At 64.8% G+C, this 16,998-nt stretch carries 17 protein-coding genes; 14 read left to right on the top strand and 3 right to left on the bottom strand.

Going from position 1 to position 16,998, the window contains the following annotated elements; genetic code table 11:
• Positions 1-61 precede the first annotated feature (61 nt).
• The 11 genes from flgM (at position 62) to ACN0X6_RS23895 (ending at position 9,769) form a co-directional block, all read left to right on the top strand.
• Positions 62-340 (top strand): flagellar biosynthesis anti-sigma factor FlgM, encoded by a 279-nt coding sequence (gene flgM, locus ACN0X6_RS23845; protein WP_417707748.1) that lies wholly within the window; start codon positions 62-64, stop codon positions 338-340.
• Positions 337-783 (top strand): flagellar export chaperone FlgN, encoded by a 447-nt coding sequence (flgN, locus tag ACN0X6_RS23850; RefSeq protein ID WP_417707750.1) that lies wholly within the window; start codon positions 337-339, stop codon positions 781-783. The genes flgM and flgN overlap by 4 nt, the downstream gene beginning before the upstream one ends.
• 237 nt (positions 784-1,020) lie before the next feature.
• Positions 1,021-1,572 carry a chorismate--pyruvate lyase family protein gene (locus ACN0X6_RS23855; RefSeq protein WP_417707752.1) on the top strand — a complete coding sequence of 184 codons (552 nt, stop codon included), beginning with the start codon at positions 1,021-1,023 and terminating at the stop codon, positions 1,570-1,572.
• 162 nt (positions 1,573-1,734) lie between these two features.
• The gene (gene ubiA / locus ACN0X6_RS23860; protein WP_417707754.1) at positions 1,735-2,625 is read left to right on the top strand and encodes a 4-hydroxybenzoate octaprenyltransferase; all 891 of its coding nucleotides are present in this window, start codon (positions 1,735-1,737) and stop codon (positions 2,623-2,625) included.
• An 82-nt stretch (positions 2,626-2,707) separates the two neighbouring features.
• The gene (gene phoB / locus ACN0X6_RS23865; RefSeq protein ID WP_072426159.1) at positions 2,708-3,397 is read left to right on the top strand and encodes a phosphate regulon transcriptional regulator PhoB; all 690 of its coding nucleotides are present in this window, start codon (positions 2,708-2,710) and stop codon (positions 3,395-3,397) included.
• Positions 3,398-3,648: 251 nt separating this feature from the next.
• Complete coding sequence (gene phoR / locus ACN0X6_RS23870; protein WP_417707757.1) at positions 3,649-4,968, top strand: phosphate regulon sensor histidine kinase PhoR; 1,320 nt, start codon at positions 3,649-3,651, stop codon at positions 4,966-4,968.
• A gap of 62 nt (positions 4,969-5,030) precedes the next feature.
• Entirely contained in the window at positions 5,031-6,371 is a 1,341-nt protein-coding gene (locus tag ACN0X6_RS23875) for a hemolysin family protein (RefSeq protein ID WP_417707759.1), read from the top strand.
• Positions 6,372-6,720: 349 nt separating this feature from the next.
• The gene (locus ACN0X6_RS23880; protein WP_417707761.1) at positions 6,721-7,869 is read left to right on the top strand and encodes an NAD(P)/FAD-dependent oxidoreductase; all 1,149 of its coding nucleotides are present in this window, start codon (positions 6,721-6,723) and stop codon (positions 7,867-7,869) included.
• 188 nt (positions 7,870-8,057) lie between these two features.
• The gene (locus tag ACN0X6_RS23885) at positions 8,058-8,330 is read left to right on the top strand and encodes an HU family DNA-binding protein (RefSeq protein WP_003242571.1); all 273 of its coding nucleotides are present in this window, start codon (positions 8,058-8,060) and stop codon (positions 8,328-8,330) included.
• Positions 8,331-8,538: 208 nt separating this feature from the next.
• Complete coding sequence (locus ACN0X6_RS23890) at positions 8,539-8,934, top strand: helicase (RefSeq protein WP_417707763.1); 396 nt, start codon at positions 8,539-8,541, stop codon at positions 8,932-8,934.
• Positions 8,935-9,016: 82 nt separating this feature from the next.
• Positions 9,017-9,769, top strand: a complete 753-nt coding sequence (locus ACN0X6_RS23895; protein WP_417707765.1) for a hypothetical protein — start codon at positions 9,017-9,019, stop codon at positions 9,767-9,769.
• A 114-nt stretch (positions 9,770-9,883) separates the two neighbouring features.
• On the opposite strand, the gene ACN0X6_RS23900 is transcribed toward ACN0X6_RS23895, so the two are convergent.
• The 3 genes from ACN0X6_RS23900 to ACN0X6_RS23910 form a co-directional block, all read right to left on the bottom strand.
• The gene (locus ACN0X6_RS23900) at positions 9,884-11,290 is read right to left on the bottom strand and encodes an HDOD domain-containing protein (RefSeq protein ID WP_417707766.1); all 1,407 of its coding nucleotides are present in this window, start codon (positions 11,288-11,290) and stop codon (positions 9,884-9,886) included.
• 91 nt (positions 11,291-11,381) lie between these two features.
• Complete coding sequence (gene recG, locus ACN0X6_RS23905; protein WP_417707768.1) at positions 11,382-13,457, bottom strand: ATP-dependent DNA helicase RecG; 2,076 nt, start codon at positions 13,455-13,457, stop codon at positions 11,382-11,384.
• Between the two features lie 8 nt (positions 13,458-13,465).
• Complete coding sequence (locus tag ACN0X6_RS23910) at positions 13,466-14,395, bottom strand: hydrogen peroxide-inducible genes activator (RefSeq protein WP_322939401.1); 930 nt, start codon at positions 14,393-14,395, stop codon at positions 13,466-13,468.
• A 98-nt stretch (positions 14,396-14,493) separates the two neighbouring features.
• Between ACN0X6_RS23910 and ACN0X6_RS23915 the strand changes: the two genes are divergently transcribed.
• The 3 genes from ACN0X6_RS23915 (at position 14,494) to ACN0X6_RS23925 (ending at position 16,925) form a co-directional block, all read left to right on the top strand.
• Positions 14,494-15,351 carry an NAD-dependent epimerase/dehydratase family protein gene (locus ACN0X6_RS23915; RefSeq protein WP_417707770.1) on the top strand — a complete coding sequence of 286 codons (858 nt, stop codon included), beginning with the start codon at positions 14,494-14,496 and terminating at the stop codon, positions 15,349-15,351.
• Between the two features lies 1 nt (position 15,352).
• Positions 15,353-16,153, top strand: coding sequence for a helix-turn-helix domain-containing protein (locus tag ACN0X6_RS23920; protein WP_417707772.1), 801 nt, complete (start codon positions 15,353-15,355; stop codon positions 16,151-16,153).
• 148 nt (positions 16,154-16,301) lie between these two features.
• The gene (locus ACN0X6_RS23925) at positions 16,302-16,925 is read left to right on the top strand and encodes a LysE family transporter (RefSeq protein WP_417707774.1); all 624 of its coding nucleotides are present in this window, start codon (positions 16,302-16,304) and stop codon (positions 16,923-16,925) included.
• Positions 16,926-16,998 lie beyond the last annotated feature (73 nt).

The raw sequence follows: 16,998 nt of genomic DNA on the forward strand, positions 1-16,998 counted from the left end.
TAAGTTCTTGTCGTGCCCGGTCGCTCTTAGGCCATAACACCACGCGAGTTGGATTCGAATCATGGAAATCAGCAGGCATCTCAAGCCCAGCCTCAACCCGGCCAGCGACGCACCGGCACAGGTACCGAGCGCCCGTGCGCAGTCGAGCGGCAGTGCCCGTGCGAGCATCAGCCAGGAGCCGCGCCTGGAGCAGCTGCAAGACGCCTTGCGCAGCCTTCCCGAAGTCGACCTGGACAAGGTTGCCCAGCTCAAGGCCGCGCTGGCACGCGGCGAACTGAGCAGCGATCCGGCCGCGCTGGCCGGCAGCATGCTGACCTATCACAGCGGTAGCGATGCGTGATCACCGCGCGTGAGCAACAGCTGCTTCTGGTCGTCGAACAGGACCTGGAGCAGGACTGCGCCGGCTATCTGGTCCTGCGCGGGTTGATGCAGGAGCTGTATCAGCAGTTGCTCAAGCGTGACAGTCAGCAGATCGATCTGCTCAACGAACAGATCCTGCCGCTGGTCGATCAGGCCAAGGCCCGTGCCGAACGACGCAGCAAAGTGCTGGCGGCCTTTGCGCTGGGTAGCGGTCACAGCGCGATGCAGAAGCTGCTGGCACGCTATCCACAGACCCAGCGCAATCACCTTGCGCACACCTGGGAGCAGCTCGGTCAGCTGGCTGGCCAGTGCAAGCGGCTCAACGAGCGCAACGGCAAGCTGCTGGCCATGCATCATGAGATCCTCGAACAACTGCTCGGCGAGCCGGGCTCGGCGCAGCTGTACGCGCCGCAGCCGTATTGAGTGGCTTCGCCTGCGCTGGCTGTTGTTGGTGGGCTGAAGCCCACCCTACGGGCCTGAGTAGGCCGCCCGCTCCCTATTAGCTAAGCCTTGTAGGGTGGGCTTTAGCCCACGTGGATCATCGTTGCCGGGCTGAAGCGGATCGCTGCCCGGCCCACCCTACAGCCTACGTTCCGGTCTCAAAGCGCCTAGCGCCGCGTGCTAGACTCGCGCGCTTCCGATCCGTGGTGATTTCTCTCCGTGCCTCACGCCGCTCTCGCTCATCCGCCACACTGGTTGACTAACGCCCAGCTGCATCCGCAGCCTTGCGCCGGTGTGCGCGACTGGTTGTTCAACGAGGATTCGCTGACCCGGCGCTTGACTGCGCTGTCTGCTGATGGCTTCTCGGTGACGCCGCTGCAGCAGGGCTGGCAGCGTCTGCGCGCGGACGAGTGCGCATTGCTCGGCGTGGCCGATGGCAGCCAGGGCTGGGTGCGTGAGGTGTACCTGCGTGGTCATGAGCAGCCCTGGGTGTTCGCCCGTAGCGTTGCCGCGCGCAGCGTTCTGGAAGGCTCCGGGCTGAATCTGGCGGAGCTGGGCAGCCGCTCGCTGGGTGAGCTGCTGTTCAGTGACCGGGCGTTTGATCGCGGCGAGTTGCAGGCCTGCCGCTATCCGGCGGCCTGGCTGCCGGAAGAGGTGCGCGAAGAGCGCCTGTGGGCGCGGCGCTCGTGCTTCAGCCGGGGTGCGCTCGGTGTACTGGTGGCCGAGGTGTTTCTGCCGGCCTTCTGGCAAGCGGCGGGTATCGAGGCCTAGGGTGGAAAACCGCGAAGGGTTTTCCACCCGCCATCTGTGCGAGGTTCCACGGGCCGAAAGCGCACCGTAACCGCGCGGCGGTGACGGTGGATGGATAAAGCGCCATCCACCTTGCGTCGGCAAGCCTCGTATAATCCGCGCAACCTGCACGGAGACGCTTCGATGTACACCCGCCTGTTGCAATCGACCACCCGCCTGCACCCGCGCGCCTGGGACTTCATTCAGCTGATGCGCCTGGACAAGCCCATCGGTATCTATCTGCTGCTGTGGCCGACCTTATGGGCGCTGTGGGTAGCAGCCGAAGGCGTGCCGAGCGCGAAAAACCTGTTCATCTTCGTCGTCGGCGTGATCCTGATGCGTGCCGCTGGCTGTGTGATCAACGACTACGCCGACCGTGACTTCGACGGTCACGTCAGTCGCACCAGGGCGCGCCCGCTGGCCAGTGGCAAGATCAAGCCGCGCGAGGCACTGGTGCTGTTCGCCGTGCTGGTGGCGCTGAGTTTCGTGCTGGTGCTGTTCACCAACGCCACCACCATCTGGCTGTCATTCGGCGGCCTGGCCCTGGCCGCCTGCTACCCCTTCATGAAGCGCTACACCTTTTACCCGCAGGTGGTGCTTGGCGCGGCATTCTCCTGGGGCATGCCGATGGCCTTTACCGCAGAAACCGGCAACCTGCCGCCGGAAGCCTGGTTGCTGTACATCGCCAACCTGCTGTGGACAGTGGCCTACGACACCTACTACGCCATGGCTGATCGTGAGGACGACCTGAAGATCGGGGTGAAGTCCACGGCCATCCTGTTCGGCGACGCCGACCGACTGATCATCGCCATCCTGCAGGGGCTGGCGCTGCTTTGCCTGCTGCTGGTTGGTGCACGTTTCGAACTGGGCCTGTATTTCCACCTCGGCCTGCTGGTGGCCGCCGCCTGCTTCGCCTGGGAGTTTCACGTGACCCGTCGGCGCGAGCCATTGGTGTGCTTCAACGCCTTCCTGCACAACCACTGGGCGGGGCTGGCGATCTTCGTCGGGATCGTGCTGGACTACGCATTGCGCTAAGCATTGCCGCGCATCTGTCATATCGCTGCAATAATTCCGTTATCTAATGCGCGCAGACAGTTGAACGAACCGAGGCAGGACCATGGTTGGCAAGAACATCCTGATCGTCGATGACGAAGCACCGATCCGCGAGATGATTGCGGTGGCCCTGGAGATGGCCGGTTACGAGTGCCTGGAGGCGGAGAATACCCAGCAGGCCCACGCCGTGATCGTCGACCGCAAACCCGATCTGATCCTGCTCGACTGGATGCTGCCCGGCACCAGCGGCATCGAACTGGCCCGGCGCCTCAAGCGCGACGAGCTGACCAGCGACATCCCGATCATCATGCTCACCGCCAAGGGTGAAGAGGACAACAAGATCCAGGGCCTGGAAGTCGGCGCCGACGACTACATCACCAAGCCGTTCTCACCGCGTGAGCTGGTGGCCCGCCTGAAGGCCGTGCTGCGCCGTGCCGGGCCCAGCGACAGCGAGGCGCCGATCGAGGTCGGTGGCCTGCTGCTGGACCCCATCAGCCACCGCGTCACCATCGACGGCAAACCGGCCGAGATGGGCCCGACCGAATATCGCCTGCTGCAGTTCTTCATGACCCACCAGGAGCGTGCCTACACCCGCGGCCAACTGCTCGATCAGGTCTGGGGCGGCAACGTCTACGTCGAGGAGCGTACTGTCGACGTGCACATCCGCCGTCTGCGCAAGGCACTCGGTGATGTTTACGAAAACCTGGTACAAACCGTGCGCGGGACTGGGTATCGTTTCTCCACCAAAGGCTGAGAAGCTGTTTACGATCTGCTGCGCGTCGGCCCTGCTGCGTTGAAAACAGGTTCGGCGGGCCGCGAGCGGCCAACGCACTTTAGTGCGGCCCCGTAGGGGCGAACGGAGTGAGTAATGCTCATGTACAAAAGTACAGTCGCCCGCGACTCCGACCCTTCCTCACCTGCTTTCGTGGGGCCGCCATCGGTGTTGCATGGCTCTAGCTCGCGAGATCGTAAATCAGCTTCTGCGGGTTCGCTCTTCTCACAAGGATGCGCTCCATCGTGAATCAAGACTGGCGTGGCGCCGTGGTGCGCCGCCTGTTGCTGCTGGTTGGCGCTTGCCTGCTGCTCGGCTTCATCACCGGTGAATATGCCTGGGTGCTGGCCTGCGGCCTGGCCATTCATCTGGGCTGGACCCTGAGCCAACTGCTGCGCCTGCACAAATGGCTGCGCGAGCACAAACCCGACGAGCCACCGCCCGATGGTTACGGTCTGTGGGGCGAGGTGTTCGACAGCATCTACCACCTGCAACGCCGTAACCAGAAGGCGCGTGGCCGCTTGCAGGCGGTGATCGATCGCGTGCAGGAGTCCACGGCTGCCCTCAAGGACGCCGTGGTGATGCTTGACAGCCAGGGCAACCTGGAATGGTGGAACCGCGCAGCGGAAACGCTGCTGGGCCTGAAAACCCCGCAAGACAGCGGCCAGCAGTTGGCCAACCTGGTGCGCGACCCGCGTTTCAAGGACTACTTCGAGCGCGGCAACTATGCCGATGCCCTGGAGATTCCTTCACCGATCAATGATCGTCGCCGTTTGCAGTTCCATATCACCCGCTACGGCAACCGCGAGCACCTGCTGCTGGTGCGTGACGTTACTCGTCTGCATCAGCTGGAACAGATGCGCAAGGATTTCGTCGCCAACGTCTCCCACGAGCTGCGCACGCCGCTGACGGTGATCGCCGGTTATCTGGAGACGCTCCTGGACAACGTCGAAGCGGTCAATCCGCGCTGGCTGCGCGCGCTGCAGCAAATGCAGCAACAGGGCGCACGCATGCAGACCCTGCTCAATGACCTGCTCTTGTTGGCGAAGCTGGAAGCCACCGATTACCCCTCGGACAACCAGCCGGTCGCGGTGGACCTGATGCTGCTGTCGATCAAGAACGACGCTCAGGCCCTGTCCGGCGATCAGCAACATCGCATCAGCCTGGAGGCCGACCCCCATCTCAAGCTCAAGGGCAGCGAGGCGGAGCTGCGCAGCGCCTTCTCCAACCTGGTGTTCAACGCGGTGAAGTACACCCCGGCCGGCGGTGACATCCGTATTCGCTGGTTGAGCGACGAGAAGGGCGCGCACCTGGCCGTCAGCGATTCCGGCATGGGTATCGAGGCCAAGCACTTGCCGCGACTGACCGAACGTTTCTATCGCGTCGATTCGAGCCGTGCCAGCAACACGGGTGGCACCGGGCTGGGCCTGGCCATCGTCAAGCATGTGTTGCTGCGTCACCGTGGCAACCTGGAGATCAGCAGCGTACCGGGCAAGGGCAGCACCTTCACCTGCCATTTCGCCCCGGCACAGGTGGTGCAGCGTGCGCGCTGAGTGCTTGCATTCGACGCGGCCAAGCGCCAACCTCTAGCGATCATTGGCCAACCCGAACCTTCATGGACCCCTCCACGAGTCTCCCCGCTTCTGCTTACTTCGCCGACTTCGGTCTCATGCTGTTCGCCCTGTTTCTGGTCCTGCTCAACGGTTTCTTCGTCGCCGCCGAGTTCGCCATCGTGCGCCTGCGCGCGACCAAGGTCGATGCCCTGGCCGACGCCCATGGCTGGCGCGGACACATTCTGCGCACCGTGCACAATCAGATGGATGCCTATCTGTCAGCCTGTCAGTTGGGCATCACCCTGGCGTCGCTGGGCCTCGGCTGGGTCGGTGAACCGGCCTTCGCCGAGCTGCTGACGCCGCTGCTGGTGGCGGTGGGCGTGGAGTCACCCAAGCTGATTCACGGCATCGCCTTCTTCACCGCGTTCTCGATCATTTCCTACCTGCACATCGTCATCGGCGAGCTGGCGCCCAAGTCCTGGGCAATTCGCAAACCCGAGCTGCTGTCGCTGTGGACGGCCGCGCCGCTGTACGCCTTCTACTGGCTGATGTACCCGGCGATCTTCGTGCTCAATGCCAGCGCCAACGCCATCCTGCGCATCGCCGGGCAAGGCGAGCCGGGGCCGCACCACGAGCACCACTACAGCCGTGAAGAGCTCAAGCTGATCCTGCACTCCAGCCGCGCCACCAGTGACAACGACCAGGACCTGCGTGTGCTGGCGTCGGCGGTCGAACTGGGCGAGCTGGAGGTGGTGGACTGGGCCAACTCGCGTGAGGATCTGGTCTTCCTGGAGCTCAACGCCAGTCTGGATCAGGTGTTCACCACCTTCCGCCGCCACAAGTACAGCCGCTACCCGATCTTCGACGAGAGCAAGGGCGAGTTCGTCGGCGTACTGCATATCAAGGACCTGCTGCTGCACCTGTCGCTGCTGGAGATGTTGCCATCGGCGCTCAAGCTGGCGGATCTGATGCACCCGCTCGAGCGGGTCAACCGGCATATGCCGCTGTCGCAGCTGCTCGAGCAGTTCCGTCAGGGCGGCGCGCACTTCGCGCTGGTCGAAGAGGCCGACGGCAAGGTGATCGGCTACCTGACCATGGAGGATGTGCTCGAGGCCCTGGTCGGCGATATTCAGGACGAACACCGCAAGGCCGAGCGCGGCATCCTCGCCTACCAGCCGGGCAAGCTGCTGGTGCGCGGTGACACGCCGCTGGCCAAGGTCGAGCGACTGTTGGGTGTCGACCTCGACCATATCGAGGCCGAGACGCTCGCCGGGTTGATCTACGAAACTCTCAAGCGCATGCCCGAGGAAGAGGAAGTGCTGGAAACCGACGGCCTGCGCATCATCGTCAAGAAGATGAAGGGGCCCAAGGTGGTCCTGGCCAAGGTGGTCAAGCTGGATTGAGGTCTGCTGTGCCTGGCAAGTCCATGCAGGCTCGATCACTGACCCCACTCGACCCTCGGAATCACCGTTCGCACAACCGTTACAGGCTCTCGGTGGGCGCAGGCGAACATGAGTTCGTCGACCTACCCAACCTCTGGCTGGCCTGCCCGGGCGCATCTGGCCAGTTGCTGCCCGATCCAGTAGGGTGTGATTCCGTCGCCTCCCCGAGAACAGCTGCCAGTCAGTTGGCGCTTTCCGGATTGGCTATGGTCAGGGTCGACTTCGACTGTATCGAACGCACCTGAACCTTCTGAATCAATGATGACGGCCTGCAGGCCGTCGTCTCGTTTGTGTCGCGAGGAATCACAGCATGAGTGCACCAGTCGTCATCGTCGGCACCGGCCTGGCCGGTTACAACCTGGCCAAGGAGTGGCGCAAGCTCGATACGCAGACGCCCTTGTTGCTGATCACCGCTGACGACGGCCGCTCCTATTCCAAACCGATGCTGTCCACCGGCTTCGGCAAGAACAAGGATGCCGACGGCCTGGCCATGGCCGAGGCGGGCGCCATGGCCGAGCAGCTCAATGCGGAAATTCGCACCCATACCCGCATCACCGGAATCGACCCCGGCCACAAGCGCTTGTGGATCGGTGAGGAGGCCGTGCCCTACCGCGATCTGGTACTGGCCTGGGGCGCCGAGCCGATTCGCGTGCCGGTAGAGGGTGATGCCCAGGACGCGCTGTTCCCGATCAATGACCTGGAAGACTACGCGCGCTTTCGCCGCGCCGTGGACGGTAAACGCCGGGTATTGATCCTCGGCGCCGGGCTGATTGGCTGCGAGTTCGCCAATGACCTCAGTGCCGGCGGTTACCAGGTCGAGTTGCTGGCGCCCTGTGAGCAGGTGATGCCCGGCCTGCTGCATCCGGCAGCGGCCTCTGCCGTACAAGCTGGCCTGGAAGGTCTGGGCGTACGTTTTCATCTGGGCCCGGTGCTGGCCAGTCTCGACCGCCAGGGCGATGCGCTGCAGGCGTCGCTGTCTGATGGCAGCCTGATCCAGTGCGATGCGGTGGTTTCGGCCGTCGGTCTGCGTCCGCGTATCGCGCTTGCCGCAGCGGCCGGGCTCGACGTCAATCGTGGGGTGATGGTCGATCGCCAGCTGCGTACCTCGCACGCCAATATCTATGCGCTGGGTGACTGCGCCGAGGTCGATGGCCTCAACCTGCTCTACGTCATGCCGCTGATGGCTTGCGCCCGGGCGCTGGCCAAGACCCTGGCCGGTGAACCGACGGCGGTCAGCTACGGACCGATGCCGGTGACGGTAAAGACGCCGGCATGCCCGCTGGTGGTCTCGCCGCCACCGCGTGGCAGTCAGGGCGAATGGACGGTCGAAGGCAGCGGCAGTGACATCAAGGCGCTCTGCCGCGAGGCTGGCGGTGCACTGCTCGGTTATGCGCTGACCGGCGCCGCCGTGCAGGAGAAACTGGCACTGAACAAGGAGCTACCGGCGCTGCTGGCGTGATTGCCTGCCGTTCTGTCGGATACGCCACGAAATTGCCTGGTTAAAGTGGCGGGCGAGACTGGCGCAGTGCGATGCAGCATGCCATTCTCCCAGGGGTCTGCCGCAGCGCAGAGCTGTTGCGGCGCCTTGGGCGCTGTTCTGGAAGGACAGCACGGACACAACAACAAAAAACCGTCAAAGAGGCATCTATGCGTAAACCGGAACTCGCCGCCGCCATCGCCGAAAAGGCTGATCTGACCAAGGATCAGGCCAATCGTGTACTCAACGCCGTACTGGAAGAAATCACCGGTGCACTGAACCGCAAGGACAGTGTGACCCTGGTTGGCTTCGGTACTTTCGTCCAACGCCACCGTGGCGCCCGTACTGGCAAGAATCCGCAAACCGGTCAGCCGGTGAAGATCAAGGCCAGCAACACCGTCGCCTTCAAACCGGGCAAGTCCCTGAAGGATGCGGTCAACTGAGCCCGTTACCCGGAGCCGCTCGGCTCCGGGTTCCTCCTCGCTTCATCAAGTCTGCTCACTTACTGTAGAGACCGTGTGCACCTGATTCGCGGTATCTCGCGGCGCACCCTGCCTTCCTGGCTCGGCAGCCATGCTTTGGACAGGCTGTAGTCCTGCAAGAAAACCACTACAATGCGCGGCCATCATCTTCGATCACGAGGCCCTGTGCATGAAATTCCGTTTTCTCCTGTGGATGCTGGGCCGCCTGATGGCCAAGGCCAGTCGTGAAAACCCGGCGTTCCGCCAGCAGCTCGAAGGTCGCGATATGGTCTTCCAGCTGCACACGCTGGACGGCAAGGTGGCCCGCCACTTCACCGTGGCCGGTCAGCGCGTGACCAGCAAGCGCGGCACTGCCACGGATCCGGCATTCGCCATCGGCTTCAAGGATGCCGCCTACGGCTTCGAAACCATGACCGCGAAGAACAGGCAGCTGGCGTTCATGCAGGGCATCCAGAACAAGGACATCCAGATCCAGGGCAACCCGGCGCTGGTCATGTGGTTCCAGGGCCTGACCAAGTACCTGATGCCGAAGAAGAAGGCCGAGGCGCCGAAAAAGGCCGCCTGATCGGCACTGATGTGCGTCGCGGCTGGCCGCGACGCTGCGCTTTGGTTAGGCTGCCAGGCACGTTCCTGTGGAAAGCCTGACCATGCGTCTTTTCCTGTTACCCCTGCTGTTGCTGGCCGCCACCACGGCGCGGGCCGAGTCGGCGTCTGCCAAGGTGCTGTTGCCCCTGTTCGAACTCGCCGGTATCCATCTGCTGTGCGAACAGAGCGCGCCGTTGCTGCAGCGCGGTCAGGATGAAGCCGAACAGAAGCGCCTCGCTCAGTTGTTCGCTGGCGAGGTGTTTTGTCTGGACCTGGCCAGGCGCGTCGCTGCTCGTTTCGATACGGCGCAGGGCGAACAGGCTCGTGCGCGTCTCGATAGTCCGCTGGCGCAGCGCTTCACTGCCGCCGAGCGTGCGGTCGGTGAGCAACCCGAAGGCTTGGCTGAATACCGCCAGCGCCTGCAGGAGCAGCCGCCACGAGGCGCGCGCCTTGATCTGGTAAAGCGTCTCGATGCTGCCGCCCGTACGACCGAGCTGGCCAGCCTGCTGCGTTACGAAGTCGGCAAGACCCAGGCATTGTTGGCGCTAAGGGCGCGGGGCGAGAACCTCAGCGAGGCCGAACTGCAGGCGCAGACGCAGACCCAGGCGAACGCCATTCGCCAGTCCAGCGAGCAGGCGGTGGAAACCTTCATGTTCTATGCCTACCGGCAGATGCCCAGCGATCAGCTCGCCGAGTATGCGGCACTCTACGAGCATCCCAGTGTCAGCCAGTTGCTCGCCATCAGCCTGGAAGTGGTGCCGCAGCTGTTCGCCGAGCGCCGTGAGCAGCTGCGCAAGACGGCGGGCAAGCCGTAGGGCTGGCCGGGACGCCGGCCGCGCGAAGCGAACAGCCCGCCGGCTCGCAAGCAACTAGACAGGACGGCAGGCAAGGCTTTCAGGGGCAGGCATGGCAGCCCGGGCCGCAGCAGCTCAGTGCGGCTGCTGGAACTGCGCTGCCAGTTCACGCAGGGCGACTTCGGCGCTGAGCACCTTGCTCACCGCGTCCTCGGCTTTTTCCCGGGTCAGCCCCAGGGCTTCGAACAGCTCATCAGGAATCTCGCTCTGCGGCCCGGCACCGATACCCCGGTTGCGCAGCAGGCTGACCGCCAGGCACACCAGATTGGGGAAGGCCGCGCTGTCGCCGGCGTAGGACGGATCGTGCTGAAAGCGCAGGGCGCTGGACAGCTCTTCCGGCATATCCCAGTGGCGCATCAGCCAGGCACCGATCTGCTCGCGGGTGATGCCCAGCAGGTGCTGCTCGATATGCCCGGTAGGCAGGTGCGGGTTGACCTCCAGATGACGGCAGATCAGCGAGAAGTGCGGTGGAAACACGTGTGCCAGGACCAGATAACCGAAGTTGTGCAGCAGGCCGGCCAGGTAGGTCAGACCAGCTTCCGGGCGCTGCGCGCGCGGCATGGCGCGGGTCAGACCCTCGATCACGGCAGCGGTGTAGATCGCTTGCTGCCAGTAGGGCGTGGCGTGCTGCGGCTGATCCTTGGGCAGGCTCAGGGTCTTGCCCAGGGCCAGGCCGAGAGCCAGGTTGATCACCAGATCGAAGCCCAGTACACGGACGATGGCATCTTCCACCGAGCGGATCTTGCCGGGCGCGGCGTAATAGGGCGAGGCGGCCCAACTGACCACCTGGGCGGCCAGCGCGGGGTCGGTCTCGACCACACCGGTGATGTCATCCACGGTGGCGTTAGGGTCGACACGCAGCTTGATGATCTTCTGCGCGGTTTCCGGCAGCGGCGGAATCTCGATGGTTTCTTCCAGGCGCTGCTGGATGCGGCGTGCGGTAAAGGCCTGCACGGCCTGGGTGATTTCTGCGCGGTCATCATGCGGGCGATCGAGGTTCGGCTTGATCGCACTGACCGGCTCGCCGAAACGCGCCGCGCTGGCCTTGCTCAGCAGCGCCTTGAAGGCTTCGGTGGGGATTTCCAGCAACACACCAGGCTGGCCGGACTCGATCAGCAGACTGGGCACCTGCAGCAGGCGCTCTTCGTAGAGGCAGGGCGAGCTGGTCAGCGGCGGCAAACCGGGGAGGGCGGCCAGATTGTGCTTGCCGAGCATGCGCTCCAGGCGTTCCGGCTTGACCGCAGTAAGCTGACGCCCGGTCAGTTCGGCCAGGCGCGACAGATCGAGCATGTGGCTGCGCGGATAGAGCACCAGCAGGGCGCCGATGGCATCGTCCACCAGCACGGCCTGCAGGCGTGCCTCGCTTGGCTGACCCGGGCGCTCCGCGCGTACCTGATAGGGAACGGCGAGTTTCTCCAGCAGTTGCACGATCACGGCGGGCGCTTGCGCAGTGGCGTTGGCGGCGAGGGCAGCTTCAGTCATATCGATATCCAGCGTTGGCGCATGTGCCCCGGAGTATAACCAGCGAGGATTTGCGCAAAGGTTCGTGGCGACGGTTGTCCTGTGAACAGGTTCACACTTGACCGTATTGCTGGCCGTGACGCAACCAGCGCTCCAACAATGGAGCCACATGTTGCGGCCAATGTTCCAGAAGAGCGTGCGCGGCATCGCGCACGGCGGGCAGCAGGTCGGCATCGCGCATCAGGTCGGCGACCTTGAATTGCAGCAGACCGGTCTGCCGGGTGCCGAGCATTTCCCCTGGCCCCCTGAGTTCGAGGTCCTTCTCGGCGATGACGAAACCGTCGGTGGTCTCGCGCATGATCGCCAGGCGTTCGCGCCCGAGTTGCGACAGTGGCGCATGGTAGAGCAGCACGCAATGGCTGGCGGCGCTGCCACGACCGACCCGGCCGCGCAGCTGGTGTAGCTGGGCCAGACCCAGGCGTTCGGGGTTCTCGATGATCATCAGGCTGGCATTGGGCACGTCGACGCCGACCTCGATCACCGTGGTGGCCACCAGCAGTTGCAGCTTGCCCTGCTTGAACTCATCCATCACTGCAGCTTTTTCGGCCGGCTTCATGCGTCCGTGGATCAGCCCGACGCGCAGCTCGCCCAGTGCCGCAGAAAGCTCCTCGAAGCTGGTTTCGGCGGCCTGGCAGGTGAGCTCTTCGGATTCCTCGATCAGGGTGCACACCCAGTAGGCCTGGCGTCCCTGCTGGCAGGCATTGCGCACGCGCTCGACCACCTCGAGGCGACGGCTGTCGGCGATCACCAGGGTGTTGACCGGCGTGCGCCCTGGCGGCAGCTCGTCGAGGATCGAGGTATCCAGATCGGCGTAGGCGCTCATCGCCAGTGTGCGCGGGATGGGCGTGGCAGTCATGATCAGCTGGTGCGGGCTGAGGCGCCCGTCGATGCCTTTCTGGCGCAGGGCCAGGCGTTGCTGCACGCCGAAACGGTGCTGCTCGTCGATGATCACCAGGGCCAGACGCTTGAACTTCACTTCGTCCTGGAACAGGGCGTGGGTGCCGACCACCATCGGGCAACCGCCGGCAATCTGCTCCAGCGCGCCAGCGCGGGCCTTGCCCTTGAGTTTGCCGGCCAGCCAGGCGACGTCCAGGCCGAGCGGCGCCAGCCATTTGCTGAAGTTGAGAAAGTGCTGCTCGGCGAGGATCTCGGTCGGCGCCATCAGCGCCACCTGATAACCGGCCTCCAGCGCCTGCAGGGCGGCCAGGGCGGCGACCACCGTCTTGCCGGCGCCAACGTCGCCCTGCACCAGGCGCAGCATGGGTTCGCTTTGCGCCAGGTCGTAGGCGATCTCGGCGCCCACGCGCTGCTGCGCGCCAGTCGGGGCGAAGCCGAGGTTGGCCAGGTATTGCTGTGGCAGCTTCCTGGCCGGCGGCAGGGCCGGCGCCTGCTGCGCACGCACCTGTTCACGCAGGCGCTGCAGGGACAGCTGATGCGTCAGCAATTCCTCGAAGGCCAGGCGGTGCTGGGCCCAGTGGCGGCCCTCGGCGAGTTCCTCGACATCGGCATCCGGTGGTGGCCGGTGCAGGTAGCGGATGGCATCACTCAGCGGTGCCAGGTGATAGTCGCGGGCCAGCTCGTCAGGCAGCCAATCCGGCAAGCTGTGTGGGCCGAGGCGCGCCAGTGCCTGCTGGCTGAGCTGGCGCAGGCGCTGTTGGGTCAAACCTTCGGTGGTTGGGTAGATGGGCGTCAGGCTCTGTTCCACCGGTGCCGGCTCGTCGCCGCTCTGCGCGCGGTATTCCGGGTGGTAGATCTCCAGACCCGTAGCGCCGGGACGAACTTCGCCATAGCAGCGCAGGGCAGTACCGCGCTTGAGGCCGTCCTTCTGCGCCTGACTGAAGTGGAAAAAGCGCAGGCTCAGTGTGCCGCTGCCGTCCTGCAGGCGCACCAGCAGGCTGCGCCGCCGGCCCATGACCACGTCCGAACCGGCGACGATGCCCTCGACCACCGCGTCCTGCCCTGGGCGCAGCGCGCCGATGGGAGTGATACGGGTGCGATCCTGGTAGCGCAGCGGCAGGTGGAACAGCACGTCCTGCAGGTTTTCCAGGCCGACCTTGGCCAGTTTCTCGGCCAGGGCCGCACCCACGCCCTTGAGCGCGGTGACGGAAACCGCTGCCAGCTCGCTCACGTCCGGCCTCAGGCGCTCTTGGTCTGCGGGCTGCGGGCGACCGAGCAGAGGCGGATGGAGTCGGCCAGCACCTCGATGGCGTTGGGCCGCGGGAAGCTGGCGCGCCAGGCAATGGCCACGGTGCGGAACGGCACCGGCGCGCTGAGCGGACGGACTTCGATCACGCCCGGTGCATAGTGGTGGCTGTCGACTGCCGAGAACGGCAGGATCGATACGCCAAGGCCGGAGGCGACCATGTGGCGGATGGTTTCCAGCGAGCTGGATTCCACCGTGGTGTGCTTGCCGTGGTCGTCACCGCCCTTGCGCAGGGTCGGGCAGGCTTCCAGCACCTGGTCGCGGAAGCAGTGGCCTTCGCCGAGCAGCAGCAGGCTCTTGTCGTTGAGCAGCTTGGTGTCGATGGTCTCCATCGCCGCCCAGGGGTGGCCGGCCGGCAGCAGCGCGTAGAAGGGCTCGTCGTACAGCGGCTTGGTCAGGACATCGGCCTCCTGGAACGGCAGGGCGATGATGATGGCGTCGAGCTCACCGGTGCGCAGCTTGTCGCGCAGGATATGGGTGAAGTTTTCCTCGATGTACAGCGGCATGTCCGGGGCGACCCGGTGCAACTGCGGAATCAGGTGCGGGAACAGATAAGGACCGACCGTATAAATGGCGCCTATCTTCAGCGGCGCGGTCAGCTGGTTCTTGCCAGCCTGGGCCAGCTCGCGAATGCCCTGAGCCTGCTCCAGCACCTTCTGCGCCTGGGTAACGATGCCTTCACCGACCGGGGTCAGGCGCACGGCGCTCTTGCTGCGCTCGAAGATCAGCACGCCCAGCTCGTCCTCCAGCTTCTTCACGCCCACCGACAGGGTCGGCTGGCTGACGTGGCAGCGTTCGGCGGCGCGGCCGAAATGCTGTTCCTGGGCGAGGGTGACGATGTACCGCAGTTCGGTGAGGGTCATAGTGTTTATCCATTAAGTTGCCGACAAGCATAGCCTTTGCATACGAATGAACCAACCGGGCTAAACTGCGCCTTTGCATAAATGTCATGGAGAAAAGCATGTCGGGATGCAACAACCTGCTGATTGCCGGGTGCGGAGACGTCGGTACCCGCCTCGGCCTGCGCATGGCCGAACAAGGCTGGCGCGTGCTGGGCATGCGCCGCAATGTGGCCGCGCTGCCGGCCGCGATCGAACCGCTGGCCGGCGATCTGCACGCCGATGCCTGCCCGCCGGGTTGGCCACAAGGGCAACTGGATTACCTGGTGTACTGCGCAGCTGCCACCGAGCACGACGAGGCGGGCTACCGCGCCGCCTATGTCGAAGGGTTGCGCCGTGTGCTGAGTTGGCTGGCGCAGCATGGCCAGCGACCACGGCGCACCCTGTTCGCCTCCAGCAGCGGGGTATACGGGCAGCAGGAAGGCGAGTGGATCGACGAGCATTCTCCTGCCGAAGCCCAGAGTTTTTCTGCGCTGATCATGCGCGAGGCTGAACGCGTCGCGCTCGACAGCGGTCTGCCGGCGACCACGGTGCGTCTGACAGGCCTTTACGGCCCCGGTCGGGAATGGTTGCTGAGCCAGGTGCGCGGCGGCTATCGCGTCAGCGAGACGCCGCCGCTGTATGGCAACCGCATTCATGTCGACGACGCAGCGGGGCTGTTTGCCACGCTGCTGCAGGCGGACGCCGCAGGCGTGCCCCTGGCCGACTGCTATCTGGGCGTGGACGATGAGCCGGCGCCGTTGCACGAAGTAGTAGGTTGGCTGCGTGAGCAACTGGGCGTGAGCCACTGGAGCGACGAGCAGCGCGTGCGCCGCGCCGGCAGCAAGCGTTGCCGCAATGCCCGCGCCCGCGCCCTGGGCTGGTCACCGCAGTATCCGAGCTACCGCGAGGGCTATGCGGCGATCCTCGCCGAGCGCTGAAATGGACGCCAACAGCCTGCTGGCCAAGCCCTGGTTGCCGGGCGTCGAGCTGTTTCACGCCGATTTCTCCGGGCAGGCGTTCGGTCGTCACAGTCATGACGCTTTCGCCATCGGCGCCATCGTGCAGGGTGTCGGTGGCTATCAATGCCGGGGTCAGCGCTATGCGCTGCCTGCCGGCACCCTGTCGCTGATGAACCCCGAGGAGCCGCATACCGGGCATGCCGAGTCTGCGCGCGTGGTCTATCGCATGCTCTATGTCGAGGAGTCGCGGCTGCCGGCGCTGCTCGGGCGCAAGCGGCTGCCCAACGGCTTCAGCACGCTCAATCCGCATGACGACGGCCATGTCGCGGCGGGGCTCGCGCGGCTGGCTGGCGAGTTCGAGCGCGGCGATGCACTGGCGCTGGAGAGTGAACTGCTGGCGTTGTTGGAGCTGGTCTTCGTGCGCCATGGCGGCTTGCGCGAGGCCCGTGCGGCTTCTCGTGACGGCGGGGTGACGGCTTACCTGCGCGATTACCTGGAAGCGCACTACGCCGAGGCCGTCAGCCTGGAGCAACTGGCCGCTCTGGTGCAGCGCCACCCGCGCCACCTGATCGACGTGTTCCGCCGTGCCTATGGTGTGCCGCCGCACACCTATCTGCTGCAGCGCCGGGTGCGCGAAGCCAAGCGCAGACTGTTGCAAGGCCAGGCTCTGGCTGAGGTTGCGCTGGGCCTTGGCTTCTATGACCAGGCGCACTTCAATGGCGTCTTCCGCCGTTTCACCGGCGTCACTCCGGGGCGTTTTCGCGCCGTGGGGCAGGCCTGATTCTGCGGGGCGCAGCCTCAGGTTGCAGGGTTGCGCCCACCACTGCGCCGGTTTACTCGACAGCGATTGCGTCGCGGCTGACACTGAGTTTTTTCCAATACATCGATACCGCCAGTTGCCGACACTGCCTCCGCCAAACGGAGGTTCCATGTTCGCGTTGTTTCTACTGGTTGCCGGTACTCATTTCGCGGCCTTGCTGTCGCCGGGGCCGGACTTCTTTCTGTTGATCCGTACTGCGCTGGCGCAAGGCCGGCGGCAGGCCGATGGTTGTGCCTGCGGCATCGCCCTGGCCAACCTGCAGAGCATGCTGCTGGTGCTGTTCGTCATGGCGTTGTTACCCGCCGAGGGCAGTTGGCTGTGGCGCGGGCTGCAGGTCGTCGGCGGGCTGTATTTCGCCTGGATCGGCCTGCAGGCGCTGGCCTCGCGGCGGGATCTCGTGCTGCCGCAGGGCGATCAGTCAATGCGGGGCGGGGTGTGGAAAGGAATGCGCCAGGGCCTTCTGGCCAGCAGCCTCAACCCCAAATTGCCGCTGTTCTACGCCGGCCTGTTCGGGGTACTGCGCGAGTCCGCGATGCCGGCATGGGGGCTGGGCCTGGCGATGCTGTGGATGACTCTGGTGGTGCTGTTCTGGGATCTGGCGCTGGTGCGCCTGCTCGATCAGGTGCGTTGGCGCGGCTGGTTGCAGCAGCGCGTGCGCTGGCTGGATCGCGGTTGTGGGGCGTTGTTGCTGTTATTGGGTCTGTGGCTGCTGCAAGGGGCATTGGCAGGGTAGATCCTATGTTCGGCCGCAAGCCTGTTGTCCGATCCTATTGCGATCAAAGGGTATTCCGGAACGCCAGACGGCG

Origin of the sequence: Pseudomonas sp. (assembly GCF_048269965.1) — a bacterium.
Taxonomy (GTDB): domain Bacteria; phylum Pseudomonadota; class Gammaproteobacteria; order Pseudomonadales; family Pseudomonadaceae; genus Aquipseudomonas.